Origin of the sequence: Larkinella knui (genome assembly GCF_003858645.1) — a bacterium.
Taxonomy (GTDB): Bacteria; Bacteroidota; Bacteroidia; order Cytophagales; family Spirosomataceae; genus Larkinella; species Larkinella knui.
On the sequence record NZ_RQJP01000001.1, the window covers coordinates 521,993 to 536,413 of the forward strand.

General features: G+C 47.8%; 15 protein-coding genes. 3 read left to right on the forward strand and 12 right to left on the reverse strand.

What is annotated here, in order from left to right; genetic code table 11:
• Positions 1 to 114: 114 nt before the first annotated feature.
• Positions 115 to 2,172, reverse strand: a complete 2,058-nt coding sequence (rho, locus tag EHT87_RS02070) for a transcription termination factor Rho (protein WP_124903340.1) — start codon at positions 2,170 to 2,172, stop codon at positions 115 to 117.
• Positions 2,173 to 2,560: 388 nt separating this feature from the next.
• Positions 2,561 to 3,706 carry a mechanosensitive ion channel family protein gene (locus tag EHT87_RS02075; protein WP_124903342.1) on the reverse strand — a complete coding sequence of 382 codons (1,146 nt, stop codon included), beginning with the start codon at positions 3,704 to 3,706 and terminating at the stop codon, positions 2,561 to 2,563.
• Positions 3,707 to 3,774: 68 nt separating this feature from the next.
• On the opposite strand from EHT87_RS02075, the gene EHT87_RS02080 reads away from it, so the two are divergent.
• From EHT87_RS02080 to lptC, 3 genes are all read left to right on the forward strand, one after another.
• Positions 3,775 to 4,506 carry a type III pantothenate kinase gene (locus tag EHT87_RS02080; RefSeq protein ID WP_124903344.1) on the forward strand — a complete coding sequence of 244 codons (732 nt, stop codon included), beginning with the start codon at positions 3,775 to 3,777 and terminating at the stop codon, positions 4,504 to 4,506.
• On the forward strand, positions 4,490 to 5,776 hold the full coding sequence (gene bamG / locus EHT87_RS02085; protein WP_229320800.1) for a BamG family beta-barrel-assembly machinery protein: 1,287 nt from the start codon (positions 4,490 to 4,492) through the stop codon (positions 5,774 to 5,776). Before EHT87_RS02080 ends, bamG begins: the two co-directional genes overlap by 17 nt.
• A gap of 101 nt (positions 5,777 to 5,877) precedes the next feature.
• Positions 5,878 to 6,432 (forward strand): LPS export ABC transporter periplasmic protein LptC, encoded by a 555-nt coding sequence (gene lptC / locus EHT87_RS02090; protein ID WP_124903346.1) that lies wholly within the window; start codon positions 5,878 to 5,880, stop codon positions 6,430 to 6,432.
• 11 nt (positions 6,433 to 6,443) lie between these two features.
• Here lptC and EHT87_RS02095 read toward each other — a convergent pair whose 3' ends face one another.
• From EHT87_RS02095 to EHT87_RS02140, 10 genes are all read right to left on the reverse strand, one after another.
• Positions 6,444 to 6,872 carry a c-type cytochrome gene (locus EHT87_RS02095; protein ID WP_124903348.1) on the reverse strand — a complete coding sequence of 143 codons (429 nt, stop codon included), beginning with the start codon at positions 6,870 to 6,872 and terminating at the stop codon, positions 6,444 to 6,446.
• Entirely contained in the window at positions 6,869 to 7,516 is a 648-nt protein-coding gene (locus EHT87_RS02100; protein ID WP_124903350.1) for an SCO family protein, read from the reverse strand. The genes EHT87_RS02095 and EHT87_RS02100 overlap by 4 nt, the downstream gene beginning before the upstream one ends.
• Before the next feature lie 71 nt (positions 7,517 to 7,587).
• Positions 7,588 to 8,010: a hypothetical protein gene (locus tag EHT87_RS02105; protein ID WP_124903352.1), complete on the reverse strand. Its 423-nt coding sequence runs from the start codon at positions 8,008 to 8,010 to the stop codon at positions 7,588 to 7,590.
• A 32-nt stretch (positions 8,011 to 8,042) separates the two neighbouring features.
• Positions 8,043 to 9,707, reverse strand: coding sequence for a DNA repair protein RecN (gene recN, locus EHT87_RS02110; protein WP_124903354.1), 1,665 nt, complete (start codon positions 9,705 to 9,707; stop codon positions 8,043 to 8,045).
• Positions 9,708 to 9,716: 9 nt separating this feature from the next.
• A complete protein-coding gene (locus tag EHT87_RS02115; protein WP_124903356.1) occupies positions 9,717 to 9,959 on the reverse strand; it encodes a hypothetical protein in 243 nt (80 codons plus the stop codon).
• Between the two features lie 3 nt (positions 9,960 to 9,962).
• Entirely contained in the window at positions 9,963 to 10,880 is a 918-nt protein-coding gene (gene porD, locus EHT87_RS02120) for a type IX secretion system protein PorD (RefSeq protein WP_124903358.1), read from the reverse strand.
• Entirely contained in the window at positions 10,877 to 12,103 is a 1,227-nt protein-coding gene (coaBC, locus tag EHT87_RS02125) for a bifunctional phosphopantothenoylcysteine decarboxylase/phosphopantothenate--cysteine ligase CoaBC (RefSeq protein ID WP_124903360.1), read from the reverse strand. The genes porD and coaBC overlap by 4 nt, the downstream gene beginning before the upstream one ends.
• 123 nt (positions 12,104 to 12,226) lie before the next feature.
• Positions 12,227 to 12,547, reverse strand: a complete 321-nt coding sequence (locus EHT87_RS02130) for a DNA-directed RNA polymerase subunit omega (protein WP_124903362.1) — start codon at positions 12,545 to 12,547, stop codon at positions 12,227 to 12,229.
• A gap of 64 nt (positions 12,548 to 12,611) precedes the next feature.
• Positions 12,612 to 13,499 (reverse strand): outer membrane protein assembly factor BamD, encoded by an 888-nt coding sequence (locus tag EHT87_RS02135; RefSeq protein ID WP_124903364.1) that lies wholly within the window; start codon positions 13,497 to 13,499, stop codon positions 12,612 to 12,614.
• 140 nt (positions 13,500 to 13,639) lie between these two features.
• Positions 13,640 to 14,281, reverse strand: a complete 642-nt coding sequence (locus tag EHT87_RS02140) for a T9SS type A sorting domain-containing protein (RefSeq protein ID WP_124903366.1) — start codon at positions 14,279 to 14,281, stop codon at positions 13,640 to 13,642.
• Positions 14,282 to 14,421: the final 140 nt, after the last annotated feature.

Genomic DNA, 14,421 nt, shown 5'->3' on the forward strand with positions numbered 1-14,421 from the left:
AAACCCAAATTATTTTTTACTTAATGCCGTCATGATCACCACCAGACTCAAAAGAAAAACCGCGTCACAGCCTTTTAGGACTGCAACGCGGTTTGAAAAACCGGTAGGCGAATCTTACCGATTCATGGAAACGAGAAACTCGTCGTTATTACGGGTTCCGCGCATGCGGTCGAGCAGGAAGTCCATCGATTCCATGGCATTCATGTCCGCCATGTGTTTACGAAGAATCCAGATGCGTTGCAGCGTTTCCTTGTCAAGCAGCAGATCCTCCCGACGTGTACCGGATGCGAGTACGTCAACCGCCGGATAAACCCGTTTGTTGGACAGTTTGCGGTCGAGCTGGAGTTCCATGTTACCGGTTCCTTTGAACTCTTCAAAAATAACTTCGTCCATTTTTGATCCGGTATCGATCAAAGCCGTGGCGATGATCGTCAATGAACCACCAAACTCAACGTTCCGGGCAGCCCCGAAGAACCGTTTGGGTTTGTGAAGGGCATTGGCATCGACACCACCCGAAAGAATCTTGCCTGATGACGGTACAACCGTATTGTAAGCCCGTGCCAGACGCGTTATCGAGTCGAGCAGAATGACGACATCATGACCGCATTCGACCATGCGTTTTGCTTTTTCCAAAACCATCGAGGCCACTTTCACGTGCCGCTCAGCCTGTTCGTCGAAGGTGGATGAAATAACTTCGGCGTTTACACTGCGCGCCATATCGGTTACTTCTTCCGGGCGTTCATCGATGAGCAGGATGATGAGGTAAACTTCCGGGTGATTTTTGGTAATGGCGTTCGCTATGTCTTTCAATAGCACCGTTTTACCCGTTTTGGGCTGGGCCACGATCATGCCCCGCTGGCCTTTGCCAATAGGGGCAAACATGTCGACAATCCGGGTCGAATACTGGTCGGAACGATAGCTCAGATTCAGTTTTTCTTCGGGGAAAAGCGGAGTTAAGTATTCAAATGGAATCCGGTCGCGAATTTCTTCCGTTGTTTTGCCATTGACCGACGAAACACGCAACAGGGCGAAATATTTTTCACCTTCTTTCGGCGGCCGAATCTGTCCGCGAACCGTATCGCCGGTTTTCAGCCCAAAGAGTTTGATTTGTGACGGTGATACATATATGTCATCCGGACTGGCGAGGTAATTATAATCTGCCGACCGAAGAAAACCGTAGCCACCATCGGACATAATTTCCAGAACGCCTTCATTTTCAATGATCCCGTCGAACTCCCGAACATGCTGGTTATACTGCCGACGGATGCGGTTTGTATATTCATCCGGCCGAACCACTTCTCGCTGTTGACGTTCGGGCTGTTGGGCCGGAGTTTGGCTGGCCGTTGGTTCGGGTTGATCGGCTTGAACAGGTGCTTCCGGTGTGGGCGGATTGACAACGGCTACGTCCGTTTGTCCGGCTTCACCGTCGCCCGGAGTCGTGTAAAAATCGTCGGCATCGGTTTCAATTGACAGATCCAGAGCCGGTTGCTCCAGTTCGCCTTTCCGGTTGCGGAGTAACTCAGGACGCTGTCCTTTATTCTGAATCCCTTTATTTTCAACAGGTTTTTCAGAAACTACAGGGATAATATCTTCACCAACACCCTCGTCGTCCTTGCGAATACGTTGCCGGACCCGGCGTGGATCATGAGAATCGGACTGCTCGTTTCGGGCCGGACGGATCGGGCCGGATTGTTCCGGACCACGTCGGTTTTGGGGTCGGGCGGCCGTCGCATCGGCAGGCCGGCCATTTCGCAGTGCATTATCGCGATTTGGACGGGCGGCAGGAACGCGGGGTTCCTCGGTTCTGGCCTGCGGGGGCGTTTGAATTTCCGGCTGAACGGGTTCGGGTTCAGGAGTAGAAACCGGAGCCGGTTCGGCCACCGGGGCCAGTTCAGCTACGGGAGCGACTTCGGCCACTGGCGCAGCTTCAGGGCGAGGACGGCGGCCACGGCGTGGTGCCTCAGCCGTCACGGTCTGTACAGGTTCTGCGGTTGTACTTTTACCGTTTTCAGAAACTGCCGGAACAGGGTCAGGTAACAAGGATTGTTGGTCTAATATCTTATAAACCAGCTCCTTTTTATTGAATTTGCTAATGTCACGAATGCTGAATGATTCAGCAATCGCTTTCAATTCTGATAATAGTTTCAGATCGAGTTCTTCCTTATTGTACATAAAAAGCCAAAGTAAGCAAAGAGGGCTTCACTTGATAATTGTGAGATAATTGTGCTACGGCGAGCCGTGGATGAATGAATCCAAATGAGGAAAAGTAGTGCTTTAATTTTTTGATTAATTACAAGTCAGATAATTGCTTGACCTATGCACTTGCAGCAACTGTTTCGGTATATAAACTCAGCAACGCTGTGCGTGGCAGGGTTCAATAAGGACAGTTTGTTCAGGTGGATTTGGCTTGCAGCCTCAGATTACATGGATAAAAGGCAGAACACCAGTGAATCGGGTCAGGGCCTATATGACCACAATGTTAAGATTTTAATCCCGCTTTGTCAACAAGAACGAGTAAAACCCGCAAATGTTTTAAAAATTAATCAAAAGCAGCCAGAATTTAGTTTTGATTGTCGAGCGGAGATTCAGTTTGTGATCGAAGATACACCATTCTTGTTGGAAATGCAAACCGCCCGCTATGTTTTTCAACAATCGAAATTAATTGATAGTTCACCTCTTCCTTGATCTTGTTAAATTCCCGGTAATCGGCGGTGGCAGCATAATATTGAATTAGAATATCCAGTGAACTCTCGCCAAAGGTGTCGAACTGAATTAGAGCCGGATTCTGGTTTATTTTGGGTTGATTATCAATCCATTGCCGGATGTCGTCAACAATGGTTCGAAGCGTGTCAGCCGGTGTGTCGAGCGCCAAACGAAGGTAAAATTTAGCCCGACGCTGGCTGCGCTGAGTCAGGTTATCGAGTGACTGTGAAATCATCAACCGGTTCGGTACGGCAATCTGACTGCCATCGTCTGTCCGAAGGCGCGTACTTCGAAAGCCAATTTTTTCAACGGTTCCCGTAACCTGGTTTGGACCGGTTCCGGCTGTCACGGTATCGCCGGTAATAAAAGGCCGGTCGAGTAAAATGGCAAAGGAGGCAAATAAATTCTCGAGGGTTTCGCGGGCAGCCAGCGCAATGGCCAGCCCGCCAATGCCAAGACTCGTTACCAACGCGATGACGTTGACATCGAAAACAATACTTAGCGTGGCAAAAAACGCGATCGCTAATACGGTGATGATCATCAGGTCGCGGACAAACGGTACGAGCTGATCGTCGAGTTTGGTTTCGGTCTGTTCGGCCCGCTTCTGAAAAATCAGACCAACAAATTTGACAAACCGGATGGCGATCCAGGCCAGGGTGATCATCAAGGTCGTTTGATACAACCGAATCATAACCAGGCGGTACCCAAACTCGGTGCGGGAAACCAGCCCCCATTGTTCGGGAATGGCCAGGCGGTCGAAGGCCAGAAAAAGCATGATCAGCAAAATCAGAAACTCGATCGGTTTGCGCATCAACCGGATAAAATCACTGATCGGAATGGCCCCGACTTCCGGTTTTACGAGCCGGTAAAAAAAACGGCTCAGTACCATCGATAAAATACGTTTCAGCCCTAAACCCAGCAGAATAATGACGGCAAAAACGATCAGATTACCTACCGAGTTACCCAGTAGCCGTTGCTCAAACCATGTTTTTAAGAATTCCATGCCGCATTTTAAGCAATTTTAACAATCAAAATTGAGGATTCTGGTCTCTATTTGCAATTTTTGCAGGAATGAACATCGCCATCGACTGGGGTAACAGTACCATCAAAGCCGGTTTTTTTGACAGGGGAAAGCTGATGGAAGCTTATCCTACATTGTCCGTTGAAAGCCTGCAAGGCCTGATTGAGACGCATTTGCCCGAGGCCGTGGTGGTTTCTTCAACGAATCGTCCGGCTGACCAAATGCGGCAACAACTTCGGTTGAAACCGGCTACCCGCTGGCTGAACGTTGACGGATACACACCGGTGCCGATGGAGAAACGGTATGATACCCCGCATACCCTCGGCACCGACCGGATTGCGTCAGCTGTTGGAGCCAAAGTGCGTTTTCCGCAGGATGACTGTCTGGTGATCGACATGGGCACCTGCGTTACGTATGACTACGTCGATGCGGAATCGGTCTTTCATGGCGGAATGATTTCTCCCGGCTTCCGTATGCGATTCCGGGCCATGCATTCGTTTACAGAAAGGCTACCTCTGGTCGAACCGGATGAGCTTCGTCCGTCGTTACTCGGAAAGAATACCCGCCAGGCCATGCAGGCCGGTGTTGTTAATGGATTGCTGGCCGAACTAAACGGGATTATCGAAGCGCACCGCCGGGAACACCCGAATATCAAGGTGCTAATCTGCGGGGGAGACGCTCCATTTTTTGAAAGTAGCCTGAAACCACCCATCTTTGCAGTTCCGGAACTGGTACTGATCGGATTGAATCGTATTTTACAACATAATGTCGACCTCTCGTAACGGATTTTATTCCGTCTTATTTACCGGCTTTTTCCTGATTGGACTGGCTAATTTAACCGCTCAGGCACAAGGTTTAGGCAATTCTCCTTATTCTGCGCTGGGTATTGGTGAAATTTATGGCACCAACAATATTACTAATTTGGGAATGGGGGGCCTGGGAACCGCTTATGCCAACGGTTTTTTTCTCAATAGCGTCAACCCGGCGTTGCTGGTCCGTAATCGCTTTACCATTTTTGAAGTAGGCTTGCTGGGCCAATCCAAACGCTTATCGGATAATCGGGGCCAAAACCAGCAGGACTTTGGGGCCAACCTCAGTTACCTGACGTTAACGTTTCCGGTAACGAAGTATTGGTCGGCCGGTATTGGACTGCGGCCTTATAGCTATGTCGATTACCAGACTACACAATACCAGAAAGTGCCGGGTACAATTTATGAATCCGAATATATTTACCGGGGACGGGGCGGATTGAACAAAGCCACGTTTACCAACGGTTTTAGTCTGACCAAAAACCTGTATGTGGGCGTAGAAGCCTCATTTCTTTTTGGTAATATCACCAATGATTCGGACTCGCGATTGCTAATTGGTGGCGATGATATTACGGTAAAGCGGTCTACCTTAACCAGTTACAGCGATGTTATCTGGCGACTGGGGGCGGCCTGGCGACCTAAATTGAACAAAGACTGGTTTCTGAACATTGGGGGCACCATCGATCCCATGACACGGCTCGGCGGTAATTCGGTCGATACCTATCAGCAAATCGATGCCAGTGGTACGCAAATCTCAATTCCCGATACCGTTGCAAGCCGCTCGGGTGGTTCCATCCGGTTACCTTCGCAGCTTCGGGGCGGTATTGTGCTGGAAAAATCCCAAAAACTGGCGTTTGGCGTCGAGTTTGGTTACCAACCCTGGTCAAAATTCAGACAAATGGACGGTTCATCGGGAAATTTGAAGGATAGCTATTCGATAGGTGCCGGTCTGGAGTTTACGCCGAAAACACGCTCCTCCCGTTATCTTGAACTGATTCCCTACCGGGTGGGTTTCAATTACGCCAAGTTACCTTACTCTGTTGGTGGTAAACAACCCAATGATATGAATGTTAGTCTGGGACTTTCATTACCAGTTGGCCAATTTGTCAATTCGGTAACCATATCGCTGATTGGTGGTCAGCGGGGTACGATTTCAAGTGGGCAGATTCAGGAACGCTACTTTAAAATCGGTCTTGGTCTGTCGCTCAATCAGCAATGGTTTCAGCGCTACAAAGTGGATTAAACGTTACTGGTTTTAGCTGCAATTTACCGTTGAATCAACCCTTCGAACCATGCCGACCCCGCTTGCGTTCTGTAGGTAAGCATGACTCACAACAAGACAAAATGATCCGTAAGCATATCCTTACTACCTTATTCGTAAGCCTGTTAGGGTTTGGATTAACCAGTTGCAACGAAGAACCGGCGGCCAAGAAATCAAAACCCTATACCGGTCCGCTGGAAGAAATTAATGACGTGCAGATTTTGTATAGTGAAGCGGGCCTGTTGAAGGTAAAAATGAAAACGCCGTTGCAGTACAAATACCAGTCAAACGACCGGGTGTATCCCAAAACGGTCAATATTGAATTCTACGGCCCCGACCAGCAGATCGAAACTACCTTGCGGGCCGATTCAGGACGGTATGTTCAGGCCCAGAATTATTACCGGGTGATGGGTAACGTTGTGGTGATCAACCTGAAAAAGAATGAGGAGTTATACACGCCGGAACTCAACTGGAACCCAACGACTAAAAAGGTTTATACTGAAAAAAAAGTTAAAATTCTCAGTAAACGATCGAATGAACGGTTGGAAGGGGTCGGTTTGGATACCGATCAGACGTTCTCACACTATTTCATTCGGAAACCTTCCGGTATTTTTCAGTTGGCGGGCGGAGGAAATTGAGCCGTAGGGCTTCATTTTTGCAGCTGGGTACGGCACAAGTCCAACGCCTTGCTGGCTTCCTTGACATCCGTAATCACTTTTTCGTCACCCCATTTATTGTAAATGTAGGTCGTTATCTCGGCGACATCAATGTCGGTTAACTGGGCGTTGGCGGGCATTGGCCGATTAAAGCGCCGGCCGTTGACCAGAATGGGTTCATTTTGTCCGTACCGGATCAGGCAGATAATCTTCTCTTTATTTTTTAAATAATCCGAACCGTTAATGGGCGGGTAGAGGGCTTCCAGACCTTTGCCGTCGGTCTGGTGGCAATTGGCGCAGTGTTCCGTATACAACTGATATCCCTCAACAAAGTATTTCTCCTGTTTTAGCTCGTCCTGGCTTTGGCAGCCGGTTTGAAAAAACAAGGGAAACGCCAGTAAACAAATCGATACCCTTCTCATTGTTTTTTATATTCTGCGAGGAGCCGGTCGATGTCGGCCATGAGTTTATCCGCACCTTCTTCGGTGGTGCCGTCATACATGCCCCGAACGTGCTTCTCCTTGTCGACCAACACAAAATGCCCGCTGTGTAAAAGACCGCCCGGTGCACCCGCATCTTCCTGAGCCACCACCATATAGCTTTTGCCGGTTTTAAAAATATCTTCTTTTCGGCCGGTAGCAAATTGCCATTGCGGGCCGGTTACACCCAGATTTTTGGCAAACTCTTTCAATACCGCAGGCGTATCGTGGCGAGGGTCAATGGTATAGGAGAGGAGCATAACGTCCGGATTGCTTTTAAACTGATCATAAACCCGCTTCATCTGGGTTTTCATTTTTGGGCAAATTGTCGGGCACGTGATGAAAAAAAAGTCGGCCACGTAAATTTTTCCCTCAAACGTTTTATCCGTTACCGGCAGGCTATCCTGGTTTGTAAACTGAAAGGCCGGGATCTGGTAATAGGAGGTGTCTGTAACCGTTTTACCGTTGACCTCTTTGGTAATAACATCACGTTCGCCAAGAATGGGTAAGCGATTGTCGGTTGAAGAACAGGCTGACAAAAGAACCGGTATGGCGAAAAATAGCGTACTTTTTAAGACTGAATACATCCTGAACTAAAAATTAATAAAGAAGCTGGCTTGAAAAATGCGTATACTGATTCAACATCCAGCGGCTGATTTTAGTTACCCAAGAATTTCTCGGCCTGCCTGATTCCACCATTTATTTTTTCTTTTACGGTGGTTATTTTCTTCAATTCAAGTTCCAGATAGGCTTTGGCCTGCGCTTCGTCCATGGCTTTGATGCTATCAGCTTTGTAGTTGTTCATCCAGTCATACATCAGACTATCGGCTTCAGTCAAGGCTTTGTTGATCAGAATGCCTTCTTGTTGCCGGGCTTGAAAATTGCCAGGAACGGGCTTGATTTTGGATAAACTGTCGATGTGGTGGCTGATTGCTTCTTTCAAATCTTCCAACTCCTCACTACGCGGCATCACTTCATCGTGGATCGCCATGACCTGAGTATGAACCTGTTCAACGTTTTTTTTATCGCCGGATTGCTGACAACCCACCAGAGTAACAAGGCAGACTAGTAATTTTTTCATGTACAAGTTATCGATTAATTCATTTTGATCCGTTACGACGACGCTTTGGGGGACAAGAGTTCTTTCGCGTTTTTAAGGACACTGGGCGATGGGTTATTACCGCCGATCATTTGGGCAATTTCCTGAACCCGCTCGTTGAAATTGAGCTTTTTTACCCGACTTACAGTCCGGTTTCCCGAATTATCTTTATATACAAAATAGTGGGCTTTTCCCTGGGCCGCAATCTGGTGCAGGTGCGTGATGGCAATAATCTGGTGACTATGGGCCATGTCACGCATCATATTTCCCATTTTGATTGCAATTTCGCCGGAAACACCCGTATCGATTTCATCAAATATAATGGTCGGCAGCGAACGTTTACTGGCCAGAATATACTTGATGGTCATCATCAACCGCGAAAACTCACCCCCCGACGCGACATTCTTCAACTGCTGCGGCTTTACCCCTTTGTTGGCACTGAACAGGAACGAAATCGTATCGATGCCATTATTGGTTGGCTTGCCGGTTTCCATGTTAATTTTCAAGGAAGCATTGGGCATACCCAGATCGGCCAGCAAACTGCCAACGTGTTTTTCAATCTGCGGATTCACTTCCCGGCGCGAAACCGACAAGGCGTTGGCACTCGTCATGAGTTGTTGCAAAGCGGCTTCATTCTCCGATTTGGCTACCGCCAGTTCCTCGTCCGAATTCAGAATTTTGCTGACCTTTTTTCCGAGGTCTGCCTGAATCGACAGCAATTCCGAAACCGTCTTCACGGCATGTTTGGTTTGCAGCTGATAGACCAAATTCAACCGCTCCCGAATGGTTTCCACGCGCGAATCATTGGTCTCAATATGGTCTTCTTCGGTACTGATTTCATTCGCCAAATCGCGTAATTCGATCAGTGAACTTTGCGCACGATCCCGAATCTGGCTAAACCGATCGGTCAATCGGGAGACATAATTGAGATTATTGACTACATTTTTCAGGTAAACTACCACCGATTGCTCGGCATTGTCGAGGTAATCGGCCGACAGTTGCAACCGTTCTTTAATATCTTCCGCATTTTCCAGAATGGTCAGTTCCTGCTCCAGCAATTCCTGCTCATCGGCTTGTAGCTCCAGTTTTTGAAGTTCTTCATACAAAAAGTTATTGTAATCGAACTCCTTCTTCATCATTGCCGTCTCGTTCAGCAAATGTTCGTAAGCTTCCTGTTTAAGTCGATACGTGCGGTAGTCAGTGCGGTATTGACGCAACAGGGGCTCATTTTGAGCATAAGTATCCACAATCTGCAACTGGTATTCATTCGACCCGAGCAGAATCGAATCGTGTTGCGAGTGAATATCCATTAACTGGCTGGTTACCCGGCGGAGAATTTCGAGGTTTACAGGCGTATCGTTTACGAAAGCCCGGGATTTTCCGCTGGGGCTGATTTCTCGCCGAACGACACACGTGACATCGTAGTCGAGGTCTTCTTCCTCAAATAAATGCTCAATAACATACCCTGAAACATCGAAAAACCCTTCGATTACACATTTTTCGTCCGGGTTAAAAAGTGCTTTGGAATCCGCACGATTTCCCATCAACAGGCCGATGGCACCGAGCATGATGGATTTTCCCGCCCCGGTTTCTCCCGTAATCGTGTTCAGCGACTTGTCGGGATCCATTTCCAGATGTTCAATCAGGGCGTAGTTTTTTATCAATAAATGCGAAAGCATGGCAATATTCTAAAAAGGCGCTTTTTCGTCCAGGATGACTTCGTCAACGGTTTGAATAGGAACAAGATGACCGTGACCCACATTGTCACGGACCGACAGTTCAAAGTTCTGAACGTTTAGCAGCCGACCGTGTAATGTGCGTCCGTCAAGGAAAACCACATTTACTTCTGCATTGATCAGTCGGTTGGCGGTTTCGGATGTCCAGTTGTTGAGAAGCTCCGTAGCCCGAATGCGAATTAAACGTTTACCCATGAATTATCTGAGTAACTTTCGGTAAACTTCTGTTTTGGCCGGATCGAGTGTCGACAGCAAGGTAAATGCCTTTTGCCGCTCGTCTCGGCTACCCTCATTCATGATGTTAAACAGTTCTTCGCCCTTGGCGTCGAAAAATGTGTTGATCACGATGGAATTGGGTCGTTGCTGGCTGACCTGCCGGATGATCGATAACACCTCCAACACCTGGAGTCTTGAACCCACCGGATTGGCTGTAAAGTTATCCAGGGCCTGGCGATGGTACGTATAAATGGCTTCGTGGTACGGAATAAACTGCTGACTTTGCAGATTTTCAATCAGCCAATACCGGTTTCGCGTATCACCCTGCGCGCCCCAGGCACCCCCGCCAACACTCTGGCTAGCCTGCGTCATAACGTTATAAGCACGTTGAAAGAACAGTTTTCCTCCCTGTTTGCCAAAAGAATCATAATCAACCCCCAGCATGATCAACGCATGAAAGGCAAGTAATGACGTCAGTTCGCTCGAATAGGCATTTTCATTAAAATACATCGCATCATTCAAGCGATACGGAAAATTGAAGGAATTATCGATATACCGGAGCGTAACCGTCTCGTAATTACTGCCGTAAACCGGTCGGGTAACAATGACCTGAGCACGTCCTTCGTAGTAATTCTGGGCGGGAACTTTCAGAATATCGATGATCAATTTACAGTTGATGCGTTCTTCCGGATTAAAGGCATCGGTGGTCCAACGCCGGTTATTCATAAAATCGGTAATAAATCCCTGAAGTTGCGGGAAAATCTGACGATCGGTGACCTGCGTAGATTGCGCCTGGTTAAAATTCACCGTCACCTGGCAGTTGAGTTCCTGTGCCTGAGCGATTCCGGTCGCCAGGCCGATCAAAACCGCCATAACTAAACGTATTGATTGAAATTTCATAGCATCGATACCTGTTCCTGAACGAGATTGAGCAAATCTTCGGCCACTTTGTCCTTCGATTTAAGATCAAAAGTATACATCCGTTCTTCTTTGTCAATAACGGTAATTTTGTTGGTATCGTGCCCAAACCCCGCGCCCTGATCACGCAAAGAATTGAGGACAATGAAATCGAAGTTTTTTGCCCGCAGTTTATTCCGTGCGTTGGCAAGTTCATCATTGGTTTCCAGCGCAAACCCAACCGTAATTTGATCCGGTCGTTTCTGTTGGCCCAAAGTGGCGGCAATATCGACGGTCCTGGTTAACTCCAAGTCAAAAACCGTTTCTTTTTTCTTTATTTTTTGCTCCGCGGGCCTCAGTGGAGTATAGTCGGCAACGGCAGCTGCCAGAATAATAATGTGAGCTTTGGGAAATTCGTCCCGGGCGGCTTCAAACATTTCCTGCGCTGATCGAACGGATAATCGCCGGATGGTGGGGTCGGGGAGGGGCTGCACGGTTGGGCCACTAATCAGGGTAACATCGGCTCCGGCGCGGGCAAAAGCGCGGGCAATGGCGTATCCCATTTTTCCGCTCGAATGGTTGCTGATGAACCGAACCGGGTCGATGGCTTCCTGGGTTGGACCTGCCGTTATCAAAACCTGCTTGTGTCTGAAAATCGGGCGATGCGCAAAATGCCGTTCCAGTTCCGTCACAATATGTTCCGGCTCGGCGAGCCGTCCTTCGCCCACTAAGCCGCTCGCCAGCTCGCCATGTTCCGCCTGAATGAGCCGATTGCCAAACGATTGGAGCCGACGTAGATTTTCCAGCGTTGTCGGATGACGGTACATATCCAGGTCCATGGCCGGAGCCAGAAAAACCGGACATTTGGCCGACAGGTAAACCGCCGATAACAAATCGTCACAAAAACCGTGTGCCAACTTCGCGAGCGTATGGGCCGAAACCGGCGCAATAACCAACAGATCAGCCCAAAGGGCCAGCTCGACATGGTTGTTCCATTGGCCATCACCCTGACCACCGGAAGATTGGTTTATAAATTCCGATAAAACCGGGCGTTTTGATAAGGTCGCCAGCGTCAGCGGGGTAATAAAGTCCTTTGCCGCCGAAGTCATCACAACTTGCACGTCAGCCCCCAACTTAACCAAAAGCCGGATGAGCAGGGCTGATTTGTAAGCCGCGATGCTCCCCGTTACCCCTAAAAGAATTTTTTTTCCGGTCAGATTGGCCATCGTGTTGCTTTTAAAACCGCAAAACGAAGCGGGGCATTACGGAGAGCATAGAGACAGGTCGCCAGTGCGATTTTCTCCGTGATCTCTGTAATGCCCCGCTTCGTTTTGTACTTAAATCAAAAATTACAACGAGTTCGTCGTATCTTCTTCAACGGTACGCCATTGCAGTTTGCCCTCCAGAAACTCGTCCGTTGCCACGGTTGTCGGTTTTGGCAGACGCTCGTAATATTTAGAAATTTCGATCTGCTCACGGTTTTCGAACACTTCTTCCAGGTTGTCGACCGCCGACGCAAATTCCGAAAGTTTGTTACTGAGTTCTTCTTTCATTTTGCTTGAAATCTGCCGCGCCCGTTTTGAGATGATCGATACTGATTCATACAGATTACCAGTCGCTGCCGCAATCTTATCAGTATCGCGGGTGATGATAGAAGGATTATTTGCCATAGCTTTTTTGTTTTCACGTAGCTGGATTCAGTCACAGCATCGGCTGTAAACGTTTCCGGGTTATTTAATTAGAGGCCGTAGTCGCGGTGACTTTGGCGGGTTTCTGTTGCTGGTTCAATTTTTCTTTTTCCTGATTCGCAATAGTTTCCAGTTCCTTGCGGCTGTCTTCATACATACGCTCCGCCTTTTTAATATCCGGGCTTTTGGGAAACTTGTCTACCAGGGCCAGGTAGTAGTTAACAACTTCCTGATGCCGTTCTTTCCATTTGTCGGCGAAACTATTTTTTGCCAGATGGTATTGGGCATCGACCCGCAGATAAGCCAGTTCTTCATTGTACTTAGAATCCGGATATTCGCGGAGAAAATTGGTAATCGACACAACGGACGAACGATAATTGGCGATATTGGCCGCACTGGTTTTATAGTACTGCTTGGCCTTATCATACGCTTTCAATTCCAGCTTATCCCGCAAAACGGCAATGTACTGCGTACATTCCTGACGAAAAGGACTCTGCGGATGGGCATTGATAAAGTCCTGAAGGGCAGCCATGGCCGTCAGGGTATTGGACTGATCCAGGTTGTAGTTCGGCGAATCCTTATACAGAGAAAGCGCATAAAAATACATGGCTTCATGAGCATAATCGCTTCGCGCGAACGTTTCATAAAATTGCTTGAAATGGAATGACGACAGCTGGTAATTTTGTTGCTGGTATTCGCAGTGCGCCCGGTAAAACTGGGCCATTTCCGATTCTGTGCTTCCTTTCAGAATTGGAATCAATTCCTCAAACAGAAGCCCCGCCCGGTAAAACTCCCCTTTTTTGAAATACGTTACAGCGGCCTGGTACTTTTGATCGTCCGTACCCGTTTTCTGTAATTTTTGAAATGGGCTGCATGACGTAAAAAACACCAACAACACAACCGCTACTATACCTGTTTTCAAATAATGCTGCATAAGTTGCAAAATTAATAAAAATCTACGTAAGATTAACGAATACTCAAGTTAAATAGTGCTGGGGTTGAGGTCCGTAGTAGGCAAAAAAATAAGCAGTAAACAGGGAATCTGCCTACTGCCTATCGTAAAATTGTCTATAGTCATTGATGGCTTACCATTAATTTTTTGGTAGCGATCTTTTTCCCTTCCAGTGATAATTGATAAAAATACATGCCGGAATTCATTTCACTGGTTGCGATTCGAATTTTTCGTTCGTTCCGATCCAGAACATATTCGCCGACCTGGGCACCCAGCACATTGTAAAAGACGAGCTTGGCATCTTTTACTCCACCGGTAATCTGGTAATCGATCTCCGCACTTTCATTGGCTGGATTAGGATAAATGTTCGAAACCGTAATCCGTTCACTGGCATACATCCGGTCATCGACTTTCCGGGCTTCTTCCGCAGATTGACGCGCTTCGGGCACCACCAGATTGCCGGAATCCGAGCTGACCGGACGAACCTGCGTTTTGTTTGCGGTCGTATTCAAAAGCTGATTGCGGTAAAACTGGTTGATCGCCGTATTTTTATGAACGGTCACCCCGCGATCTAAGCTGGAAACACTCGGATGTTTCAGGAAAGGGAAGTTTCGGGAATGGATAACCCGGCTTGTCGGCGCGGGTTTTTGCCCTAACTCCAACCGGCTTTTGGGCTTGCTGCTATCGGTTTGAGCCAGTAGACTCTGTGATACCAACAGCGCCAGTCCGGTTAACCAGGCATATAAACGTACAGGTTGTTTCATATACTTTCATGCAATAAACTGGGTGGATACAATACCCCATCACAAACATATTTAAAAAAACGAGAAAGTCAACGACCGGCTCCTCAAAAAATTGCTATATCAACTCTTTTTTCTCACTTAGAACTTTGTGGTATCCTAAA

What these genes read in the sequence shown, in the direction of transcription:
- rho (WP_124903340.1), bottom strand. Translation starts at nt 2,172, where the DNA reads ATGTACAATAAGGAAGAACTCGATCTGAAACTATTATCAGAATTGAAA.
- EHT87_RS02075 (WP_124903342.1), bottom strand. Translation starts at nt 3,706, where the DNA reads ATGGAATTCTTAAAAACATGGTTTGAGCAACGGCTACTGGGTAACTCG.
- EHT87_RS02080 (WP_124903344.1), top strand. Translation starts at nt 3,775, where the DNA reads ATGAACATCGCCATCGACTGGGGTAACAGTACCATCAAAGCCGGTTTT.
- bamG (WP_229320800.1), top strand. Translation starts at nt 4,490, where the DNA reads ATGTCGACCTCTCGTAACGGATTTTATTCCGTCTTATTTACCGGCTTT.
- lptC (WP_124903346.1), top strand. Translation starts at nt 5,878, where the DNA reads ATGATCCGTAAGCATATCCTTACTACCTTATTCGTAAGCCTGTTAGGG.
- EHT87_RS02095 (WP_124903348.1), bottom strand. Translation starts at nt 6,872, where the DNA reads ATGAGAAGGGTATCGATTTGTTTACTGGCGTTTCCCTTGTTTTTTCAA.
- EHT87_RS02100 (WP_124903350.1), bottom strand. Translation starts at nt 7,516, where the DNA reads ATGTATTCAGTCTTAAAAAGTACGCTATTTTTCGCCATACCGGTTCTT.
- EHT87_RS02105 (WP_124903352.1), bottom strand. Translation starts at nt 8,010, where the DNA reads ATGAAAAAATTACTAGTCTGCCTTGTTACTCTGGTGGGTTGTCAGCAA.
- recN (WP_124903354.1), bottom strand. Translation starts at nt 9,707, where the DNA reads ATGCTTTCGCATTTATTGATAAAAAACTACGCCCTGATTGAACATCTG.
- EHT87_RS02115 (WP_124903356.1), bottom strand. Translation starts at nt 9,959, where the DNA reads ATGGGTAAACGTTTAATTCGCATTCGGGCTACGGAGCTTCTCAACAAC.
- porD (WP_124903358.1), bottom strand. Translation starts at nt 10,880, where the DNA reads ATGAAATTTCAATCAATACGTTTAGTTATGGCGGTTTTGATCGGCCTG.
- coaBC (WP_124903360.1), bottom strand. Translation starts at nt 12,103, where the DNA reads ATGGCCAATCTGACCGGAAAAAAAATTCTTTTAGGGGTAACGGGGAGC.
- EHT87_RS02130 (WP_124903362.1), bottom strand. Translation starts at nt 12,547, where the DNA reads ATGGCAAATAATCCTTCTATCATCACCCGCGATACTGATAAGATTGCG.
- EHT87_RS02135 (WP_124903364.1), bottom strand. Translation starts at nt 13,499, where the DNA reads ATGCAGCATTATTTGAAAACAGGTATAGTAGCGGTTGTGTTGTTGGTG.
- EHT87_RS02140 (WP_124903366.1), bottom strand. Translation starts at nt 14,281, where the DNA reads ATGAAACAACCTGTACGTTTATATGCCTGGTTAACCGGACTGGCGCTG.